The sequence below is a fragment of the Nonomuraea sp. B19D2 genome (assembly GCF_040137845.1).
GTDB lineage: Bacteria > Actinomycetota > Actinomycetes > Streptosporangiales > Streptosporangiaceae > Nonomuraea.
In genome coordinates this window covers 595,404-615,253 of record NZ_JBEFAK010000001.1, presented here as the reverse complement: position 1 = coordinate 615,253, position 19,850 = coordinate 595,404, and the positions used below count along the sequence as shown (strand labels likewise).

The window sequence follows — 19,850 nt, the reverse complement described above, 5'->3', positions numbered from 1 at the left end:
ATGAGAAGGACTCTCACGTTAGTCGCCGTGGTGGTGATCGCCCTCGCCACCACGGTGTTCAACACCGCACCCGCGTTCGCGCACGGCTACGTGAACTCCCCGCCCAGCCGGCAGGCCAACTGCGCCCAGGGCAAGGTGCCCGACTGCGGCGACATCATCTACGAGCCGCAGAGCGTGGAGGGCCCGAAGGGGCTGCGCAGCTGCAACGCCGACCTGCCGCAGTTCGCCCAGCTCAGCGACGAGAGCAAGCCGTGGCCCGCCGCGCAGGTGGGCACCACGGTGACCTTCAACTGGACGTTCACCGCCAGGCACGCCACGCTCAACTACGAGTACTTCATCGGCAACACGCGGGTGGCCGTCTTCAGCGGCAACAACCAGCAGCCGCCCGCCACGGTCTCGCACACCGTCAACCTGTCCGGCTATTCGGGCCGGCAGAAGGTGCTGGCGATCTGGAACATCTCCGACACCACCAACGCCTTCTACTCCTGCATCGACCTGCAGATCGGCGGCGGTGGCGGCAACCCGACGCCCACCCCCACCCCGACCGTCACTCCGACGCCCACGCCGACGCCGACGCCCACGACGCCTTCGGGCACGTGGAAGGCCGGCACCGCGTACGCGGTCGGCAACGTCGTGACCTACAACGGCGTCACCTACCGCTGCATCCAGGCCCACACCGCGCTGGCCGGCTGGGAGCCGCCCAACGTCCCGGCGCTCTGGCAGAAGGTCTGACCCAAGGGGGCGCCTGAGGGCGCCCCCTTGTCATGGGGTCGGTTCGCAGGTGGGATGGCAGAGCCGGCGGGCCAGGGCGGCGAGGAAGACGTCGATGATCTCCCCCGGCTCCTGGGCCTCGTGCAGGGAGCCGTTCGTGGCGGCAGTGATCTGCGACAGGCTGCCGCGATCGATCCCCTTGCCGAAGGCGATGATGATGACCTGTACGGGCTTGTCCGGGTTCCACTCGCGCCGCAGCGTGTCGAGGAGCTCCGGCAGCCCGGCGCCCTTGCCGTCGTCCTTGCCCGCCGTGATCACCAGGAGCGCGTTGTTCATCTCCTCGCGGTAATCGCTGGTGACCTTGCGGAAGCCCCTGAGTATCGCGTCGTAGAGCGAGCTGTCGAGCTTGGGATGGGCGGCGATGCCGCCGGTCGCCTCGACGAGGCGGCTCTTGCGGATCACCTGCCCCGTCTCGGGTTCACTGATCGAGCCGAGCCCGACCCGCTCCCGGTAGTTCTTGACGCCGTCCACCCGATTCGCGAACTCCCACAGGCCCATGTGCGTCGAGTCGGGGAAGAGCTGCAGCCCGATCTTGGCCGCGTCCAGTGCGATCCTGATCCTGGTGGTGCCGTTCAGGCCCTCCGCCATGTGCTTGGAGGTGTCGGCAAGGACGAGGATGTTCGTCGGCGGGGCCAGCCGGCTCCAGGCGCGCAGTGCCTCGTCGATGTCCTGCGGCGACACCGACGGCCTGGTCTTCGGCGCCGTCGAGGGGATCTGCGGGCCTGGCGAGATCGGCCCCTGGGCGCCGTCGCCCGACCTGAACCCGGCCCGCCGCACGATCTCCTGCGCCTGCGGGCCCCTCAGCCAGTCGGCGAAGACCGTGGACGCCTCAGCCACCGTGGGGTCGCCGGCGGTGACGACGTACGGGTAGTCGAGGTTGATCGTGCCCTCGCGCGGGTGCAGCGCGACGACCGGGTCGGCGGAGGGGCGCAGGTTGTGGTTCCACACCGACTGCTCGGGGACGATGACGACCGGGCGCTGCCAGAACGTGTGGTCGTCCACGGCCGCCAGCATGCTGCGGTAATCGGGGGCGGAGCCGGCCTGCGCCCACCGTACGAACGCGGTCAGCGCCCTGTCCGCCCCGGGTCCCGTGCCGACGACGTCCCTGGCGGCGGCCACGGTCGCGATGCCCGCCCCGGCCAGTGACGGGTCCGGTACGCGTACGACGTCCGGCTCGTTCGTGTTGGGCCGCAGCCGCCCGCGCACGGTCGGCGGGAAGACCATCCGCCAGTTCATCTCGGTCCTGCCCACGGAGAAGCGCTGGGCCAGCGACGAGCGGGTCGCGAACACCAGCGGCGACGTCGCCACCACGCTCTCACCGGCGGGCAGCGCGTTCGCGCCCTGCTGGCGGGCCAGCCTGATCCAGGCCGACGAGTCCGCGATCCACCCGTCCGGCCGCTCGCGCAGCACGCCCGCGCGGTCGCCGATCAGCGTACGCAGGACGGTGGCCGGCTGCTGCTCGGTCACCTGGACCAGCACGCACCGGCCGCCCACCGCCGTCTTCGTCTCGTTGAAGCGCCCGGCGGCCTCCATGACCGCCGGGGCCACGTCGACCGCGGCCGCCACGCTGACCAGAACGGGCTCTCGCGTGCTGCACAGCACGCCACCACTGCCGAACACCACGACGAGACCACCGGCGACGATGGCCACGGCCGTGAGCCCGGCCAGCATCCCGCGCTGCAACGCCGTCCTGCGGCGTTGCTCGGGAGCCGGCGCGGCACGGTGTCGACCCAAGCGCACGGTGAACCTCTCTCCAGGGGAGTGACGATTCTCGCAGCGCCTCCCACAGCGGGCGCAAGTCCTACTAGAACATGTTATAGCTACGCCATCGGCAGGACTCTCCTGACGCTCTTGCACACGCCGTCACTGGCCCGGGAGGCGTCCAGCCGTTCCTGGGCGGGAGTGCCGTACTCGGTGGTGCGCTGCCTGACCGGCCTGCCGGTGACCTCGACCATCTCCCGCAGCTCGCTGATGGTCTTGTAGGAGCCGTTCTCCGAGCCCGCCATCCGGCTGATGGTCTCCTCCATGAGGGTGCCGCCGAGGTCGTTCACGCCGCCCTGGAGCACCTGGCGGCACAGGTCGTCGCGGAGCTTCACCCAGGAGCACTGGATGTTCTTGATCGCGCCGTGCAGGAGAATCCTGGCCAGCGCGTGCACCGCCCGGTTCTCCTGCGCCGTGGGGCCAGGCCGGGCGACACCCGCCAGGTAGATGGGGGCGCTGGTGTGCACGAACGGCAGCAGCACGAACTCGGAGAAACCGCCGGTCTCCTCCTGGATGCGCCGGATCAGCTTGATGTGCCGCACCCAGTGCAGGTGGTTGTCGACGTGCCCGTACATCATGGTGGACGTCGTCGGAATGCCCACTTTGTGGGCCGTCGTGATGACCTCGACCCACTCCCTCGCGGGCAGTTTCCCCTTGGTCAGCACCCACCGCACGTCGTCGTCCAGGATCTCCGCCGCCGTTCCTGGCAGCGAGTCGACCCCCGCCTCCCTGGCCGCCTCCAGCCAGGCCCGGATGGACATGTCCGTCCGGCTCGCCCCGTTGATGACCTCCATGGGAGAGTACGCGTGCACGTGCATGCCGGGGGTCCTGGCCTTGACCGCCCTGGCCAGGTCGAAGTACGCGGTGCCGGGGAGATCGGGGTGGATGCCGCCCTGCATGCAGACCTCGGTCGCCCCCGCCTCCCACGCTTCCTGGGCCCGGTCCGCCACCTGGTCGAGGCTCAGGGTGTACGCGTCGGCGTCCGTCCTGCGCTGGGCGAAGGCGCAGAAGCGGCAGCCGGTGTAGCACACGTTGGTGAAGTTGATGTTCCTGTTGACGACGTACGTGACGTCGTCGCCCACGGTCTGCCTTCTGAGCTCGTCGGCGATGGCGGCGAGCTCGTCCAGCGCTTCTCCGTCGGCTTGGAGCAGCGCCGCGGCTTCGGCGTCGGTCAACCCTGCCGGGTCCGCCGCCGCCCTCCTGAGCGCCTCCCGCACGTCACTGGGCGTCCCCGTGCCGACGGCGGAGGCAGGGGCGAGGCGGTCGCGGAGGGCGTCCCAGTCGCCGTAGACGTGGTCGAAGTCGTCCCGCCGATCGTGGGTGCGCCCCGACGTGTCCACCTCCACGTGCAGGTCGACCCGCCCCGAAGACGCGAACCCCCCGTCCGGCTCCTGCCACGGCAACCCCCGCAACACCGCGTCCTCCCGGGCCAGCCCGGTGCCGGGGTCGGCCAGAGCAGCGACGTGCGCGGACACCCGGGGATCGAGCCAGGGCTCGCCGGCCAGCACGTACTCGGGATAAATGGTCAACCGCTCCCGCAGCGCGAACCCGGCCTCGGCGGTACGAGAAGCCAGCAGGGAGATCTGCGGCCAAGGACGCTCAGGGTTCACGTGGTCGGGGGTGAGAGGCGACACGCCGCCCCAGTCGTCGATCCCCGCCCGGATCATCAGCTCGTACTCCGAGTCCACCAGGTTGGGCGGGGCCTGGATGCGTACGCGCGGACCGAGCACGAGGCGCGCCACCGCGATGGTGGCCGCGAGCTCCTCCAGGTCGGCGTCCGGCAACCCCCGCATGGCCGTGTCCGGTTTGGCCCGGAAGTTCTGGACGATGACCTCCTGGATCCCGCCGTACTCGCGTGCCACCCGCCGGATGGCGAAGAGCGACTCGGCCCGGTCCTCGACCGTCTCCCCGATGCCGATCAGGATCCCGGTGGTGAAGGGCACGTTCGTGCGGCCCGCGTCCTCCAGGACGCGCAGGCGCACAGCCGGGTCCTTGTCCGGCGACCCGTAATGTGCCTCGCCCTTCTCCTCGAAGAGCCGCCGCGACGTGGTCTCCAGCATCATCCCCATGGACGGCGCGACCGGCTTGAGCCGCTGCAGGTCACGCCAGCTCAGCACGCCCGGGTTGAGATGCGGCAGCAGCCCCGTCTCCTCCAGCACCCGGATCGCCATGGCGCGCACATAGGACAGCGTGTCGTCATAACCGTGCGAGTCGAGCCACGAGCGGGCCTGGTGCCAGCGGTCCTCCGGCCGGTCCCCCAGCGTGAACAGCGCCTCCTTGCACCCCATGGCCGCGCCCTGCCGGGCGATCTCCAGCACCTCGTCAGGGCTCAGGAACGGCGCCGGCAGCTTGTGCGGCGCGGTGGCAAAGGTGCAATAACCACAACGGTCCCGGCAGAGCCGGGTCAACGGGATGAACACCTTCTTGCTGTACGTGATGATCCCTTCGCGGCCGGCCGCCCGTAGCCCGGCGTCACGTACGCGGGAGGCGTGTTCGAGCAGGGCGTCGAGGTGCTCGCCCCGGGCGTGCAGGAGGACGGTCGCCTCCGTGACGTCGAGGGCCTTGCCGTCACGGGCACGCGCGAGGGCGCGGCGGAGCGCGGATTCGCTGACGAGACTCATACGGGCACAGTACGACGGGCTGGGTTCGCCGCTCGCACCCAGGGGCGCGTCTCAGAACGATCTGTAGTCGCGCACCGGCATCCGCGGCCCCCGCGCGGGCGGGCGCAGGCCGGTGAGCCAGACCAGGACCGTGGCGCGATGCCGGTGTCCGTGGTAGGGCTCCAGCAGCCGCAACATCCCGGGATCGTCGGTCTTCTCCCCGGTCAGGGCATAGCCGACGAGCTTGGCCAGATGGAAGTCGCCGACGCTCACGGCGTCCGGGTCGCCGAAGGCACGCTGGCGTACCTCGGCAGACGTCCACACCCCGATCCCCGGCAGCGCGCGCAGCAGCCGGTCGAGCTCCTCGGTGGTGGCGGCGGCCTCCAGCTTGTCGGCGTGCCAGGCGGCGTTCGCGATCGTCCTGGCCCGCACCGCCTCGGCGCCCGCGCGGTGCCAGTGCCAGCTGGGGATCTGCCGCCACACCACGGGCTCGGGCACGACCCGCATGCCCTCGGGCGCGGGTCCGGGCGCGGGCTCGCCGTACCGGCTCAGCAGCCACCGCCAGGCCCGCCACGCCTCCTGCCCGACCACCTTCTGCTCCAGCACGGCCGGTACGAGGGCCTCCATGACCCGCCCGGTACGCCCGATCCGCACGCCCGGATATTTCCTGGCAGCATCCGCCAGGACCTCATGTTTGACGACAAATCCGGAAGTGTCGTCGAGGGCGCCCAGCAACGCCGGCAACGTCTCCAGCGCCCACTCCGCGCCCGGCCCCCACGCCTGCCCGTGCACGGACCCGGCCTTGACGCTCACCCTGAGCGTGCACGGCCCGTCGGGCGTCCTGGACGTCCGCCACACTGCCCCGTCACCGGTCTTGCGCCAGGTGGGATCGCCGCCGCCGCGCCGGTGGGGCTGCAACGCCAGCCCCACGTCCAGCGGCCCGTCGGGCTCCCATCGACGCTCCCTCACCCATCCAGTCTCCCGCGCCCGGCCCCTTGCTCGGACCCGGCGAGCCTCACGTGCAGACGTTCTTCTGCTCGGACGCGGTGATGGTGCTGTTGTTGACGCTGTCGGGCAGCTTGGTCACCTTGACCGAGTCGAAGTCCTCGCCCACGACGAGCTGGATCACCGGAGTGCCCTTGGGCGGAGCGTTCGTGACGGGGGTCGCGGGGGTGTACGGCTGCGCGTTGGTGGCCGTGACCCTGCCCGCCGCCGGAGCGGGCTTGGGCACGACGGCTCCGGCCAGCGTGTCCGCGTAGTCGGGGGCCGAGGTGGTGGTCTTGGCATAGTGGATCTCGCTCTTGGCCAGGCTCTGGCCGCCCGCCGCCTCGAAGTTGCCCACGCCGACGACGTTGAAGCCCTCCTTGGCCAGCTGTTCGGCGACCTCGCGTGCCTTGCCGTAGGTCTTGGTGCCGTTGAGCACCTGGACCTTCACCTGCTCGGGCTTGAGGGTGACCTTCGGCTTGGCGCTCGCACTGGCGCTCGCGGACGGCGCCGGGGCGGCGGGCTCGGTGTCGGTCTTGATCGAGGTGAAGAGCTCGTTGGCGTCGGGCTGCTTCCAGACCACGCGGTTCTTGTCCTCGGGGTCGGGCGTCCACGGGATCGTCGTGAACTTGACGCCTCCGGCCGTCAGCTGCTTGGCGCTCAGCGCGATGTTGATGAGCTGCTCGGTGTCGTTGGCCAGCTCGGGGTCCATGGTGACCGACCCGGCCGCGGCCGCGATGAAGTCCCTGAGCTTGCCGACGTCGGTGAGCAGATCGCTGCTGGTGGCCTTGGCGACGACCTTGCTCAGGAAGATCTGCTGCCGCTTGATGCGCTGGATGTCGCTGCCGTCGCCGTAGTGGCGCAGGCGCACGTACCCCAGGGCCTTCTCGCCGTTGAGCAGGCTCTTGCCGGGCGGCAGGACCAGCTTGGAGGCCTTGTCGTTGACGCCGGACTGCAGGCAGATCTCGATGCCGCCGAGCGCGTCCACGATGTTCTTGAAGCCGCTGAAGTCGACCTCGGCGAAGTGGTTGACGCGGATGCCGGTGAGGGTCTCGATCGTGGAGATCGTGCAGGCGATGCCGCCGGAGTTGTACGCCGAGTTGATCATGTCTCGGCGCGGGGGCATCTCCTGCTTGGTGGTCTCGTTCTTGCACCTGGGGATCTGCACCATCGAGTCACGCGGAAAACTGATCAGGCGTGCCTTGTCCCGGTTGGGGGAGATGTGCATGAGGATGATCGTGTCGGTGCGCTTGCCGCCCGCGTCGGCCGTCCTGGAGAGCTTCTGGCCGTACCTCGCGTTGTCCTTGCCCGCGCGGGTGTCGGAGCCGACGAGCAGGACGTTGAGCGCGCCGGTTTCCGGGGGCCGCGGGTTGATGATGTCGTTGTTGACGCTCTTCTTCTTGATGTTGCCGAAGGCGTCGCGGTAGACGGTGTAGCCGGTCAGCGCCCCGGCCACCATGAGCGTGGTGACGCCGATGCTGACCCAGGCCAGGATGCGCATCTTGTTCTGGCCGCCGCCACCGCCGCCGCGGTGGCTGCGCGGTGGCCGGTCGTCGGGCGGGGGCGGCGGCGCCGCGGCGGCCGCCGCTCTGCGCGCCATCCTGCTGCCAGGCTGGGTGGGGGCAGACCTGTAGTCCTGCCCGGAGCCGACTACCGGCACGCTCCTGTAGTCAGTCATACGTCCCCTAGCCTCACTTCTCGCGCCTGACGCGCTGGCTTCGTCGCCTCACGCCACGAGACGAGGTCACGTACGGCGTGCCAGGTGTCATGACCGCGGGGAACGGCCGTGACCCGGGCGTGATGTTTCCGCGGCAAAGCATACTCAGAGCCGGACATTGGGTGGAATATCATTGCCAAACTCATTATCGTCTCCGGGCTGTCTCAGCACGTCAGGCCTGGTGCTCAGGGCCGCCGCCATACAGGCCAGGGGTACGGCCGGCAGCACGTACCGGTAGTCGAACTCCGCCGCCGCGGCCGGTGTGACCAGCAGCACGACGGCCGCTGACCAGGGCACCAGCCAGGCCGGGGCACCGGCGAGGCGCCCCACTCGGCGCCTGCGCGCGACGGCCGCCAGCGGGGGCACCAGCAGGGCCCCCAGGAGCACCAGGCCGGGCAGCCGCGCCATGCCCTGGTAGGCCCGCAGCCATCCGGCGTAGGGCTCGACGATCTTTGTGCCGATCGCACCCTGCTCGTAGAGCTTGGCATAATCGGCGCCGACCTGTGCGGGATAGCGGCCAGGTGGTCCGGGCTCCTGCACCGGGAACTGGTAGTAGCCGTAGATCTCGGGATCGGGATAGACCGGGCGCCCCCAGGTGAAGGTGCGGCCCAGCTCGGTCAGCACCGAGGCGGCGTAGTCGAGCGGCTGCCTGGTGATCGCCAGCATCGCGAACCTGCCCGCCAGGTCGTCGTTCACCTTCGTGAACGTGATGCCGGGCAGCTGCACGAGAGGGGATTCCTTCCCCCAGAGGTACTCCTGGGACGGCGGGCGCCGCTCCGGCGGGCGCGGGTCGCACAGGACCCTGAGGTCGGGCGGCGGCTCCATCTTGGCGCAGTCGGCGAACGACATCGTGCGGGCGTACAGGAAGGCGCCGTTCGCCCCCACGAGGCCGACGCGCTGGTACGTGGCGTAGAACCAGCCGCCGTACGCGGCGACCGGCACGAGCGCGGCCGCGACCAGCACCCCGGCCAGGCCCACCCGCCTGCGCAGCACGAACCACGCGGCGAACAGCACGATGAGAGGCTGGCCGACGGTCCTGGTGAGGGTGGCGGCCGCCAGCAGCAGCCCGATGGCGACCACCGTGGCCCGCCGCTCCGTCACGCACAGCGCCACCGCCGCCACGACCAGGAACATGAACAGCGTGTCGGAGACGAGCAGGTGCTCCAGCTCCACCTGGTACGCGTCGAGCAGCACCGGCACGGTGGCCAGCGTCGCCACCCACCTGGGCGCCCGTCTCGCGACCCGGTAGATCAGCACGCCGGTGGCCAGGCCGAGCAGGTGCTGCGTGACTGCGACCATCCCGAAGCTGTGGAACGGCTCGAGCAGCTTGACGAACATCGAGTAGCCGGCCGGTCTGACCAGGTCGGGGCGCGGTCTGAAGACGGTGACGACGTAGGTGTAGGAGTCGGGGAACCACAGGGCCGGCCGGTAGCCCAGCATCGCCAGGGCGCGCAGGGCCGTGCCGAGGGCGAGGACGGCCAGGAACCACCGGTGCCGCTTCCACCAGGACGGATCCGTGACCCGCGCAAGGCCGCCCCAGCGGGCCAGGTCGCGTGGCATGCGGCGCTTGCCGCGGCCGGTCTTCGCGGGCTCATCGGCGCGAGCCTCCGCCATCACCCGCACGTCCTCCCGCTTCGCTCCGGCACGTCGCGCTGCACAATCCGCTGCCTGCGTACGCTACCCGCGATTCTGCGTGTTCATGGCCACCACTCCGTGGCGGCGGGCTCGGTCGCTTCGGAGCCGCGCCCGCGCGCTCGTCGAAGTGGCCCCTCTGGTTGGATACGCTCGCTCACCGATGGAACTCGATCGACCCGGACGGGTGCTCGCCGCGCTCTCGGTGGTGCCCGCGCTCGCCGTGGCGGGCTGGCTGCTGGCGGGGCTGCCACTGCTGATGCTCGGCTGGTTCGCACCGTTGCCGGCCGGGCTGCTCGGGCTGGCCGCCGCCGCCCTGCTGTGCTGGGCCGGCACGCGACGGCCGGGCAAGCTGGTCCAGGCCACGTCGCGGCAGGTCGCGGGGGTCGTGGCGGTGGCCGTGGCGTCGGGCGTGTTCAACGTGGTCATGCACGCCGAGCAGGTCATCGTCCGGCGGGATCCGGCGACGTACGCGCAGTACGCGGCCTGGATCGCGGGCCACGGCTCGCTGCCCATCCCGACGCAGGCCGCGGCGTTCGGCGGCGCCGATCCCGCGCTGGTCTTCAAGAGCGTCGGGTTCTACCAGGTGGACGGGGCGGTGGTGCCGCAGTTCATGCCCGGGCCGCCCATGTTGTTCGCGGTGGGCGACTGGCTGGGGGTGCCGTTCGCGGTACCGGGCGTCCTGGGCGGGCTGGCCGTGCTCGCCGTGGGCGGGGTGGTGGCGCGGCTGGCGGGGGCGCGCTGGGCGGGGCCGGCGTCGGCCGTCTTCGCGGTGAGCATGCCGGTCATCTACACCTCGCGCAGCACGTTCAGCGAGATCCCGTCGCTGATCCTGCTGTTCGGCGGCTTGGCCCTGGCGCACGACGCGCTCGCCCGGGTGGGCGCACCGGGCGGGACGGGCCACGGCGGGCTGAGACCTGACGGTTCTGGCTGGGGGCGGGGGCTGCTGGCCGGGCTGGTGTTCGGGCTGGCCGTGCTGGTCAGGGTGGACGGGCTGCGGGACGTGCTGCCGGTGCTGGCGTTCGCGGGGCTGCTGATCGCGATGCGGCGCTTCGCCAGGCCGCAGGGGGCGCTGGGGCTGCCGCTGCTGGCCGGGCTCGTCGTGGGCGCCGGCGCCGGCATGCTCGCCGCGTACCTGCTCGCCCGGCCGTACCTGTCCTACCTGTCGGGCTCGGTCAATCCGCTGCTGCTCATCTGCGCCGCCGTCCTCCTGCTCACCCTGGCCGGCACGGCCGCCGCCCCGCTGCTCGCCAGGATCCGCCTGCCGGAATGGGCCCCCACGGCCGGTGCCGCGCTGGTGGTGCTGCTCATGGTCGGCCTGTACGTCCGCCCGTGGCTGCAGACCGTCACCCGGATCCCCACGACGCTGGACGACCGGCGCACGGAATTGATGATCGAGCAGACCCAGCAGGTCAACGGCCTGCCCATCGACGGCACGCGGCTCTACTTCGAGAACTCCCTGCACTGGGTGATCTGGTACGTCGGCCTGCCCGTGGTGGTGCTGGCCACAGTGGCGGCGGCGGTGCTGGTAGGGAGGCTGCTGCGGGACGGCAGGCCGTTCGAGTGGCTGCTGCCGCTCGCGGTCGTCGGCTGGACCACCGTCACCACGCTGGTGCGCCCCGAGATCACCCCCGACCACCCGTGGGCCGCGCGCCGCCTCGTCCCCATCGTGATCCCCGGGCTGATCCTGCTGGCCTCGTACGGGCTGGCCTGGCTGGGCGAGCAGACCCGGCTACGGGACCTCGCCGTACGGCGCGGTCCCGCCTGGTTGTCCGGCCCCGGGCTCCGGCGCTGGGGGACGGCGCTGGCGGTGCTGGTCGTTCTCGTGCCGCCGGCCGTCACCTCGATCGGGACCGCGTTCGACCCGGTCGAGCGGGGGGAAGCGGCGGCCGTGGCGGCGATGTGCGCGAAGCTGCCGCCCAACGCGTCGGTGCTGATCGTGGAGCGGGTCACCAGCGACCGGTTCACGCAGCTCATGCGCGGCATGTGCGACCGCCCGGCGGCGGAGGTGGTGCGGGAGAAGGGATCGGACGTCGCCCCTGAGTCGCAGGTGCGCCGCCTGATCGAGCGCGTGCGGGCCACGGGCCGCGTCCCCGTCGTGCTGGCCGCCGAGGCCGGCCAGGTCTCGCCGTACGGACCGGCGTCCCAGGTGATGGCGCTGGTCAGCCGCCAGGACGAGCGCTCACTCGTGGACGCCCCGAACGGCACCTGGTCCCTGCGGATCAACGCCTGGATGGCCCTGCCCTGACCGCTCGGCAACCCTGGGCGATCTTGGAAGTAGGGGCTCCCACTGGGCGCACGTGGACTCGGCTTTGAGTTGAGCAGAGTAACCTCAAGCCCCGTGAGCACGCTTGAGACCCCCAAGAGTGGACCTGCCGTGGAAGAAGCGCCGTACGTCACCATCGTCCTGCCCTGCTACAACGAGCAGGATCACGTCATCGACGAAGTAGAGCGCATCACGAGGGCCATGGACTCGAGCGGCTACACCTACGAGCTCGTGGCCGTGGACGACTGCTCGACCGACGAGACGCTGGCCAGGCTGCACGAGGCCGCTCCCCGATACCCCCACCTGCGCATCCGCGCCTTCCACCGCAACGGTGGCGCCGGGACCGTGCGGCGCATCGGGTCGCAGGAGGCCAGGGGCGAGATCGTCGTCTGGACCGACGCCGACATGACCTACCCCAACGAGCGCATCCCCGAGCTGGTGCAGATCCTGGAGAAGGACCGCACGATCGACCAGGTGGTGGGCGCGCGCACCAGCGAGGAGGGCTCGCACAAGCTCCTGCGGGTCCCGGCCAAGTGGGTGATCCGCAAGGTGGCCGAGCAGCTGGCCGGGCAGAAGATCCCCGACCTCAACTCCGGGCTGCGGGCCTTCCGCAGGACGGTGGCCAAGCCCTACCTGCGGCTGCTCCCGCCCGGGTTCTCGTGTGTGACGACGATCACGCTGTCGTTCCTGTCCAACCAGCACGACATCTACTACCTGCCGATCGAGTACGCCAAGCGGGCCGGGAAGTCGAAGTTCAGCTTCGTGTCCGACGCCTACCGCTACATCCTGCAGGTGCTGCGGATGATCATGTACTTCAACCCGCTCAAGGTGCTGATGCCGCCCGCGTTGTGGCTGGTGGGCATCGGGTTCGTGAAGGGGGTGTGGGACATGGTCCAGCACCCGTTCTATTTCCCCGCCAACACCGTCATGATCTTCCTGTCCGGCATGCTGATCGGGTCCGTGGCGCTGCTGGCCGACCTGATCGTGCGGTCGCGGGGAGAATAGGCGCGTGCGGATCGCGATCGTCGGCCCGAGCTATCCGTACAAGGGGGGCGGGGCTCAGCACACCACCGAGCTGGCGCACCGGCTCGCGGCCCAGGGGCATGACGTGGTGATCGAGTCGTGGCGGGCGCAGTATCCGTCGTTCCTCTACCCGGGGCAGCAGACGATCTCCGCGCCAGAGGGCACGCCCTTTCCGGACACCGTGCGCAGGCTCGACTGGCGGCGGCCCGACGGGTGGGTTTCCGCGGGCAAGCGGCTGCGGTCGGCGGATCTCGTGGTGCTGGCCGTGCTGAGTCCGGTGCAGGTCCCCGCATATTTGGGGATTTTGTACGGGATAAGGCGAAAAGTCCGGACTATTGCCCTCTGTCACAATGTGTTGCCCCACGAGCGCAAGCCGTACGACGAGCCGCTCATGAAGGCGCTGCTCAAGCGGGTCGACGGCGTCCTGACCCACTCCGAGCAGCAGGCCGGGCTGGCCAGGGGGTTGACGGGCAAGCCGGTCAGCGTGGCGGCGCTGCCGCCGCACCTGCCCTCGACGAATGCCGAAAAATCCACCCAAGTCCATCGCCGGCTGCTGTTCTTCGGCATCGTGCGGCCGTACAAGGGGCTGGATCTGCTGCTCAAGGCGCTGCCCGAGGGGATCGGGCTGACGGTCGCGGGTGAGTTCTGGGGCGGGCTCGACGGGACGAAGGCGCTGATCGAGGAGCTGGGCATCGGCGACCGGGTCGAGCTGCGCCCCGGCTACGTGGCCGCCGCGGACGTGCCGAATCTGTTCGCCCAGGCGGACGCGCTCGTGCTCCCGTACCGGAACGCCACCGCCAGCCAGAACGTCTGGCTCGGCCACGAGCACGGCGTGCCGGTGATCGCCACCCGCGTCGGCGCGCTCGCCGACCACGTCACCGACGGGGTGGACGGGCTGCTGGTCGAGCCGGGCGACGTCGGGGCGCTCCGCGCGGCGATCGAGCGGTTCTACGCCTCGGGCGAGCCGGAGAGGTTGCGGTCGGGCGTCAAGGCGGTCGATCCGGAGCCGTTCTGGTCGGCGTACACGGGGGCGCTGCTCGGCGCCTGACGGCCGAGCACGAACGAGACGCCCGCGGCGGTCGCGTCGGCCAGCGTGAACGCCAGCCGTGACACGATCGCCACCGCCAGCGCCGCCGGGGCGCCGATGACGGGGCCGAGCACGAGCACCAGCGCGCCCTCCCTGACCCCGACCCCGGCCGGGACCACGACGGTGAGGATGCCCGTCGCCCAGGCGAACGCGTAGGCGCCGGTCGCGATGAGGTAGAGGTCCCAACGCCCCGCGATCAGCCAGATGTGCAGGCCGTACACGAACCAGCCGAGCGTCGTCCATGCGGCGGCGACGTACACCGTGCGGCTGGACAGCACGCTCTCCAGCGGTTCCTTGCGCGCGATGCGCAGTGCCAGGTTGAGACCCCAGGTGAGCACTTTGGGGTGGAGGCACACGACGATCACCGGCACGAGCAGCACCAGGTACCACGCCCGGCGCACCGCCTCCAGCTGGCTCAGCGTGGCCGCCGCGATCATGATCGCGACCCCGAGGTTGATCACCAGCCCCAGCGAGATCGTGGCGAACGTGCGCCGGGGCGGGCTGCCGTGGTCGCGCCCGAGGTCCATCATCGCCGCGTACGCCCAGACACCGCCAGGGATGTACTTCCCCAGCTGGCCCACGAACATGATCCGCCCGGCGATCCGCAGCGACACCCGCGTGCCGAGCCCCGCCAGGATCTCCCGCCAGGCCACCAGCATGAAGAACTGGCCGAGCAGCACCGCGGCGAACGCCCCCAGCACCGCCCACGGCGACATCGCGGCGACGGCGCCGATGGTCTCATCCCAGTTCTTCGCCAGCCCGTACCCCAGGAAACCGAGTGCGACGAGGGCGAGGGCGACGCGCAGCAGGCGACGGAGCATTCGCTCAGGCTACGTGCGGGCCGCCAGGTAAAGCCAGACGGCAGCGCCGATCAGCACCAAAGCGGCGAGCACCGCGAGCGTGATCTTGACCGGGCTGTACGGCCGGTCGCCCTGGACCTCGCCGTTCGCGCCGTTGATCAGCACCTGGTACGCCTTGCCGCCGAACAGGTAGTTTCCGACCCAGACCGGCAGCAGGACCAGCTTGAACATGACGTTCGAGTAGTGCGTGTCGACCGAGAAGACGCGCTGCACGTCGCCGCCGATGTCCCTGCGGCAGTCCTTGTCGATGACGTCGCGCATGATGACCTTGGCCTGCTCCAGACCGACCGGCGGCTCGGTGTCGTAGCGCAGGCTGTGGTGCCCGGCCACGTAGTTCGGGTGGAACGGCACCGCCTGGTTCAGCGGCCAGGGCTGCAGCTCGTTCAGGTCCTCTATGTCCACCTGGGTAGTGGCGGGGACCAGGACGTCGTCGAAGTCACGCGCCACGCGCCCGCCTGCCGGGTACCAGCGGGTCCGCCGCTCCCTTCGGGTGCGCCTCTGGCCCTTGCTGTCGGTGTAGGAGGTGGTGATCCAGTAGTGCTCGCCGCGCTGGCCGACGTAGTCGGAGACGGTGCCCGCGTCGAACGTCCAGTGCGGCAGGTACGTGCTTTTCATCGACTCCGCCTCGGTGACCTTCTTGAGGCGGTTGGGGGCGAACCAGCGGCTGCGCACCCAGGAGCGGAGCGCGTTCCTGGCGCCGTTGCGGTCGAGCGCGAAGGGGAGCACGGCCTCGGGGGCGATCTGGCTGTCGTTCGCGGTGTCGGCGACCAGGACCGTGCCGCAGAACTGGCACGTCCTGGAGATCGCGTCGCTCTCCGTGCGGGCGGCGCAGCCAGGGCAGGTGAACTGGTTCGGGGCGAGGGTCCGGACGCGGGGCTTGGCCAGGAACGCCTCGTAGGAGAGCTCGCGTACCTGGCGGGTGGGCGCGGCGATCTGCTGCTCGAGGCCGCAGTACGGGCAGCGCAGGGCGGTGGTGCCGGGGGCGAAGGCCACGCTTGCGCCGCAGCCCGCGCACGGATGGGCGGGTGTCTGGGTGGGGGAGGTCACGTGAGGTCCTTCAGGCGGGCGGGAAGGGGGGTGGCGTGTCGCGCAGGAGTGCCTGCAGCTCGGGGACGTCGCGGGCGGGCGCCCACTGCGGCATTCCGGACTTCCACACCAGCGCGTCCGGGGTGAGCCCGGCGCCCGGCAGTTCCGCCTCGTCGAACGGGCCGCGCCGCTCGCCGTCGACGCCGAGGTACCACCGCTCGGGCTGCGGCAGCGGCGGCGGCCCACTCTGGTCCTGGCTCAGGGCGGCGGCCATCTGCTGACCCGCCGCGATGCCCATGCCCAGGCCCATGCCCTCGGCCGCCCCGCCCGCGTTCTCCAGCGCGCCGGCCGCCTGGAACCGCGCGTACTCCCCGAGATCCCCGACGACGCCCATCTGCGAGCGCTTGTCCACCGCCTGCTCCACCTCGGGCGGCAGCGAGATGTTCTCGATGGTGAAGTTCGGGATCGCGATGCCCACCGCCGCGAGGTCGGCCGTCAGCGCCTCGGCCAGTCGCCGCCCCATCTCGTGCTGGTTGGCCGCCAGGTCGAGCACCGGCACCCCGGCCGTCCCGAGCGCGTGGGCGAGCCGGCCCACGACCATCTGCCGCAGGTAGCCCTCCACCTCCTCGGTGCGGAACTGCGGGTCCGTGCCGGCCAGCTCCCGCAGCAGGGCGCGGGCGTCGGTCACCCTGGCCGCGTACGCGCCGAACGCCCGCAGCCGCACCGGCCCGAACTCGGGGTCGCGCACCATGACCGGGTTCTGCGTGCCCCACTTGAAGTCGGCGAACTGGCGGCTGCTGACGAAGTACACCTCCGCCTTGAACGGCGACTCGAACCCGTACTTCCAGCCCTTCAACGTGGACAGGATCGGCAGATTCCTGGTCTCCAGTGCGTACGTCCCCGGCCCGAACGCGTCGGCGATCTGCCCCTCGTTGACGAAGACCGCGACCTGCGACTCGCGGACGATCAGCTGGGCGCCCATCTTGATCTCGTTGTCGTGGCGGGGGAAGCGCCAGACGAGTGTGTCGCGGCTGTCATCCAGCCATTCGACGATGTCGATGAATTCCCCGCGGATCTTGTCAAAAATAGCCACTTGGCCCCCGTCCGTGTGGGTTCTGCCAGGTCGGCCACCGTACCAAAGGCCCTTTGGGTACTGTGGGTCCTCGTGGGTAAGCAACGGGTCGCGCAGCTCGAATACTCGGAGTTCCAGTCCGCCATGCTCGACGAGGGCAAGCGGAGACGGAAGGCTGCGAAGATCATCGCGGTGCTCGAGCACTTCCGCGGGCCGCTCGGCGGGCTGACGGTGGGCGACGTGGGCTGCTCCGCGGGTTTCATCGCCGACGAGCTCGCGCAGGCCGGGGCCAAGCACACGCTGGGCATCGACATCGACGTGCCGGGGCTGCGCAAGGCCGCCGACCGGTTCGGCGAGCGGGTGGCGTTCGTCTGCGGCGACGGCACGGCGCTGCCGTTCCCCGACGGGTCGATCGACGTGCTGGTGTTCAACCACATCTACGAGCACGTGGTCGACCCCGACGCGGTGGTGGCCGAGATGCACCGCGTGCTGTCCGACGACGGGGTGCTCTACCTGGGGCTCGGCAACCGGCTCGGCGTCATGGAGCCCCACTACAAGCTGCCGTTCCTGTCCTACCTGCCGCCCGCGCTGGCCGACCGCTACGTGCGGGCGTCCGGGCGGGCCGACCACTACTACGAGCGGTTCAGGACGCGGCGCGGGCTGCGCAAGATGCTGAGGGCCTTCCACGTGTGGGACTACACGTTCCCCGTGCTCGCCACGCCCGGCCGGTTCGCGGGGGGCGAGCTGTTCCCCGGCGCGCTGGGGCGGATCGCGCAGGGCGTGCTGGCCCGCACTCCTCGCGAGGTGCTCCGGCTGCTGCTGCCGCTCGTGCCGACGTACCTGTGGGTGGCCACCAAGACCCCGCGGCGGCCCGCGGGCGCGGCGTTGCCGCAGCCGCCCGAGCGGGTCCGCCCGCTGTGAGTCAGGACACCGTGGAGCAACGTGACAGCACGGAGGCCCCGCCGTCGCGGCCGCTCCTCCGCAGGGTGGTCCGGTACGCGTTCCTCGCGGTCGCGCTGGGCTTCGGCGGCTACGCCGTGGGCAAACAGTGGGACGCCGTGGTGGCCGGGTTCGCCCGGCTGTCGCCGGCCGCGCTGGCCGGGTCGCTGGCCGCGGTGGTCGCCGCGCTGCTCGGCGCCATGCTCACCTGGCGCACCCTGCTGGCCGACCTCGGCTCCCCGCTGCCGCTGAGGCCCGCCGCCAAGGTCTTCTTCGTGGGCCAGCTCGGGAAGTACATCCCCGGCGCCGTCTGGCCGGTGATCGCCCAGATGGAGATGGGCCACGACCTCGGCGTGCCGCGCTCGCGCAGCGCGGCGGCGTTCTTCCTGATGATGCCCATCCAGCTCGCCACCGGCCTGCTGGTCACGCTGGTCACGCTCGGCTGGGACAAGTACGGCTGGCTGCTGCTGTTCATCCCGTTGCTGCTGGTCCTGCTCGAGCCCAAGGTCATCAACGGCGTGATCGGTTACGCCCTGCGCAGGCTCAAGCGGGAGCCCCTCGAACGCCCGCTCACCAGGCGCGGCATGCTCACCGCGCTCGGCTGGGCGCTGGCCGGCTGGCTCTCCTACGGCGTGCACCTCTACTTCGTCGCCCCCCAGGGCGGCCTGCTCTTCGCCGTCGGCGCCTTCGCGCTGTCGTGGTGCCTGGGCATCCTGACCTTCGTCGTCCCGGCGGGCGCCGGCGTGCGGGAGGTCGCGATGGTCGCCGTGCTTGCGCCCCAATTGGACAGCGGTGCCGCTATTGCGGTGGCGCTTTCGTCCCGCATTGTCATTGTTGTGGGGGATCTGATCTGCGCCGGCCTGGCGGGAATCGCGGCGCGGCGCGACTCGGTGTGATTTGGCCCACGATTTAGGGGAGGCTGGTCATAAGCTGAACTTCAGAGGGGGACGACCAGTCCCACGTGGATCTTGAGGGGAGAAGATCTTCGTAATGCCTCGAGTGCTCGTCGACGCGGCGGCGGTCCCCGCGGACCGTGGCGCGTTGATCAGATATGTGGACGGGCTCGTGGCCGCGCTCCACCGGGCCGGCGCAGACCTCGCAGTGGTCTGCCAGCGCTCCGAAGCTGAACGGTACCGGCGCCTCGCGCCCTCGGCCCTGGTCATTCCTGGGCCCGTCGCGATCTCGAACAGGGCCGCCAGGCTCGCCTGGGAGCAGACCGGCCTGCCGCTGCTCGCCCGCCAGGCGGGGGCGGACGTGATCCACGCTCCTTACTACTCCATCCCGCTCCGCTCGGGCCTGCCGACCGTGGTGACGATCCACGACGCCACCTGGTTCACCGAGCCCGACCAGCACGGCTCGCGGTCGTCGTTCTTCCGCTCCGCCACGCGCACGGCGGTGCGCCACGCCCAGCGGATGATCGTGCCGTCGAAGGCGACCAGGGACGAGCTCGTCCGCGTGCTCTCCGCCGATCCCACCCGCATCGACGTCGCCTACCACGGGGTCGATCTGGCGCAGTTCCACCCGCCGAGCGAGGAGGAGATCCGCCGGGTCGCCTTGCGGTGCGGGCTGCACGGCCAGCCTTATGTGGCGTTCCTGGGCGCCCTCGACCCCCGCAAGAACGTTCCCAACCTCATCCGCGGCTTCGCCGCCGCCGTCAAGCAGTTGCCCGAGCCGCCCGCGCTGGTGATCGGCGGCGGCGTGCACGAGGACGACGTCGACGCCGCCTGCCGCGAGGTGGAGGCCACGGTCAGGGTCATCCGGCCCGGCTACCTGCGCGCGCCCGACCTGCCCGGGTTCCTGGGCGGAGCGCTCGTGGTCGCCTTCCCCTCACGTGGGGAGGGGTTCGGGCTGCCGGTGCTGGAGGCCATGGCCTGCGGCGCCCCGGTCCTGACGACACACCGCACCTCGTTGCCCGAGGTCGGCGGCGACGCGGTGGCTTACACCGAGCCCGACGCCGACAGCATCGCCTCGGCGCTGGGGGACCTGCTCGGCTCCTCCGCCCGCAGGCGGCGACTGCGGGAGGCGGGGCTGGCAAGAGCACTCGAATTCACCTGGGACGCCTCGGCAGAGGCGCATCTCAGCTCCTATCAACGCGCGATCGAATAGTTCGGT

15 protein-coding genes are annotated in these 19,850 nt (G+C 70.8%); 7 read left to right on the top strand and 8 right to left on the bottom strand.

The window, feature by feature from the left end; all coding sequences use genetic code 11:
- Nucleotides 1-732: a lytic polysaccharide monooxygenase gene (locus tag ABN273_RS03000; protein ID WP_349447032.1), complete on the top strand. Its 732-nt coding sequence runs from the start codon at nucleotides 1-3 to the stop codon at nucleotides 730-732.
- A 30-nt stretch (nucleotides 733-762) separates the two neighbouring features.
- Here ABN273_RS03000 and ABN273_RS02995 read toward each other — a convergent pair whose 3' ends face one another.
- From ABN273_RS02995 to ABN273_RS02975, 5 genes are all read right to left on the bottom strand, one after another.
- Nucleotides 763-2,505 (bottom strand): substrate-binding and VWA domain-containing protein, encoded by a 1,743-nt coding sequence (locus ABN273_RS02995; RefSeq protein ID WP_502910918.1) that lies wholly within the window; start codon nucleotides 2,503-2,505, stop codon nucleotides 763-765.
- Nucleotides 2,506-2,591: 86 nt separating this feature from the next.
- Nucleotides 2,592-5,153: a bifunctional FO biosynthesis protein CofGH gene (locus tag ABN273_RS02990; protein WP_349447030.1), complete on the bottom strand. Its 2,562-nt coding sequence runs from the start codon at nucleotides 5,151-5,153 to the stop codon at nucleotides 2,592-2,594.
- 51 nt (nucleotides 5,154-5,204) lie between these two features.
- The gene (locus ABN273_RS02985) at nucleotides 5,205-6,101 is read right to left on the bottom strand and encodes a DNA-3-methyladenine glycosylase family protein (RefSeq protein ID WP_349447029.1); all 897 of its coding nucleotides are present in this window, start codon (nucleotides 6,099-6,101) and stop codon (nucleotides 5,205-5,207) included.
- Nucleotides 6,102-6,147: 46 nt separating this feature from the next.
- Nucleotides 6,148-7,794 carry an LCP family protein gene (locus tag ABN273_RS02980; RefSeq protein ID WP_349447028.1) on the bottom strand — a complete coding sequence of 549 codons (1,647 nt, stop codon included), beginning with the start codon at nucleotides 7,792-7,794 and terminating at the stop codon, nucleotides 6,148-6,150.
- Nucleotides 7,795-7,938: 144 nt separating this feature from the next.
- Entirely contained in the window at nucleotides 7,939-9,447 is a 1,509-nt protein-coding gene (locus ABN273_RS02975) for a hypothetical protein (protein WP_349447027.1), read from the bottom strand.
- A gap of 181 nt (nucleotides 9,448-9,628) precedes the next feature.
- On the opposite strand from ABN273_RS02975, the gene ABN273_RS02970 reads away from it, so the two are divergent.
- The 3 genes from ABN273_RS02970 (at nucleotide 9,629) to ABN273_RS02960 (ending at nucleotide 13,802) form a co-directional block, all read left to right on the top strand.
- Complete coding sequence (locus ABN273_RS02970) at nucleotides 9,629-11,713, top strand: hypothetical protein (RefSeq protein ID WP_349447026.1); 2,085 nt, start codon at nucleotides 9,629-9,631, stop codon at nucleotides 11,711-11,713.
- A 93-nt stretch (nucleotides 11,714-11,806) separates the two neighbouring features.
- A complete protein-coding gene (locus tag ABN273_RS02965) occupies nucleotides 11,807-12,736 on the top strand; it encodes a glycosyltransferase family 2 protein (protein ID WP_349447025.1) in 930 nt (309 codons plus the stop codon).
- Between the two features lie 4 nt (nucleotides 12,737-12,740).
- A complete protein-coding gene (locus ABN273_RS02960; RefSeq protein ID WP_349447024.1) occupies nucleotides 12,741-13,802 on the top strand; it encodes a glycosyltransferase family 4 protein in 1,062 nt (353 codons plus the stop codon).
- Here the strand turns inward: ABN273_RS02960 and ABN273_RS02955 are convergent.
- From ABN273_RS02955 to ABN273_RS02945, 3 genes are read right to left on the bottom strand one after another with little or no spacing between them, the layout of a single operon-like run.
- On the bottom strand, nucleotides 13,703-14,662 hold the full coding sequence (locus ABN273_RS02955) for a lysylphosphatidylglycerol synthase domain-containing protein (RefSeq protein WP_349447023.1): 960 nt from the start codon (nucleotides 14,660-14,662) through the stop codon (nucleotides 13,703-13,705). The genes ABN273_RS02960 and ABN273_RS02955 overlap by 100 nt on opposite strands.
- A 9-nt stretch (nucleotides 14,663-14,671) precedes the next feature.
- A complete protein-coding gene (locus ABN273_RS02950) occupies nucleotides 14,672-15,748 on the bottom strand; it encodes a TFIIB-type zinc ribbon-containing protein (protein ID WP_349447022.1) in 1,077 nt (358 codons plus the stop codon).
- A 10-nt stretch (nucleotides 15,749-15,758) separates the two neighbouring features.
- The gene (locus ABN273_RS02945; protein ID WP_349447021.1) at nucleotides 15,759-16,820 is read right to left on the bottom strand and encodes an SPFH domain-containing protein; all 1,062 of its coding nucleotides are present in this window, start codon (nucleotides 16,818-16,820) and stop codon (nucleotides 15,759-15,761) included.
- Between the two features lie 72 nt (nucleotides 16,821-16,892).
- On the opposite strand from ABN273_RS02945, the gene ABN273_RS02940 reads away from it, so the two are divergent.
- The 3 genes from ABN273_RS02940 (at nucleotide 16,893) to ABN273_RS02930 (ending at nucleotide 19,844) form a co-directional block, all read left to right on the top strand.
- A complete protein-coding gene (locus tag ABN273_RS02940; protein WP_349447020.1) occupies nucleotides 16,893-17,720 on the top strand; it encodes a class I SAM-dependent methyltransferase in 828 nt (275 codons plus the stop codon).
- An 11-nt stretch (nucleotides 17,721-17,731) separates the two neighbouring features.
- Complete coding sequence (locus ABN273_RS02935) at nucleotides 17,732-18,634, top strand: lysylphosphatidylglycerol synthase domain-containing protein (RefSeq protein WP_349447019.1); 903 nt, start codon at nucleotides 17,732-17,734, stop codon at nucleotides 18,632-18,634.
- A gap of 94 nt (nucleotides 18,635-18,728) precedes the next feature.
- On the top strand, nucleotides 18,729-19,844 hold the full coding sequence (locus ABN273_RS02930; protein WP_349447018.1) for a glycosyltransferase family 4 protein: 1,116 nt from the start codon (nucleotides 18,729-18,731) through the stop codon (nucleotides 19,842-19,844).
- The last annotated feature ends 6 nt before the right edge of the window (nucleotides 19,845-19,850 follow it).

Excerpts from the sequence above, each read along its gene's own strand:
- ABN273_RS03000 (WP_349447032.1), top strand. The coding sequence starts at position 1 with ATGAGAAGGACTCTCACGTTAGTCGCCGTGGTGGTGATCGCCCTCGCC.
- ABN273_RS02990 (WP_349447030.1), bottom strand. The coding sequence starts at position 5,153 with ATGAGTCTCGTCAGCGAATCCGCGCTCCGCCGCGCCCTCGCGCGTGCC.
- ABN273_RS02980 (WP_349447028.1), bottom strand. The coding sequence starts at position 7,794 with ATGACTGACTACAGGAGCGTGCCGGTAGTCGGCTCCGGGCAGGACTAC.
- ABN273_RS02975 (WP_349447027.1), bottom strand. The coding sequence starts at position 9,447 with ATGGCGGAGGCTCGCGCCGATGAGCCCGCGAAGACCGGCCGCGGCAAG.
- ABN273_RS02970 (WP_349447026.1), top strand. The coding sequence starts at position 9,629 with ATGGAACTCGATCGACCCGGACGGGTGCTCGCCGCGCTCTCGGTGGTG.
- ABN273_RS02955 (WP_349447023.1), bottom strand. The coding sequence starts at position 14,662 with ATGCTCCGTCGCCTGCTGCGCGTCGCCCTCGCCCTCGTCGCACTCGGT.
- ABN273_RS02930 (WP_349447018.1), top strand. The coding sequence starts at position 18,729 with ATGCCTCGAGTGCTCGTCGACGCGGCGGCGGTCCCCGCGGACCGTGGC.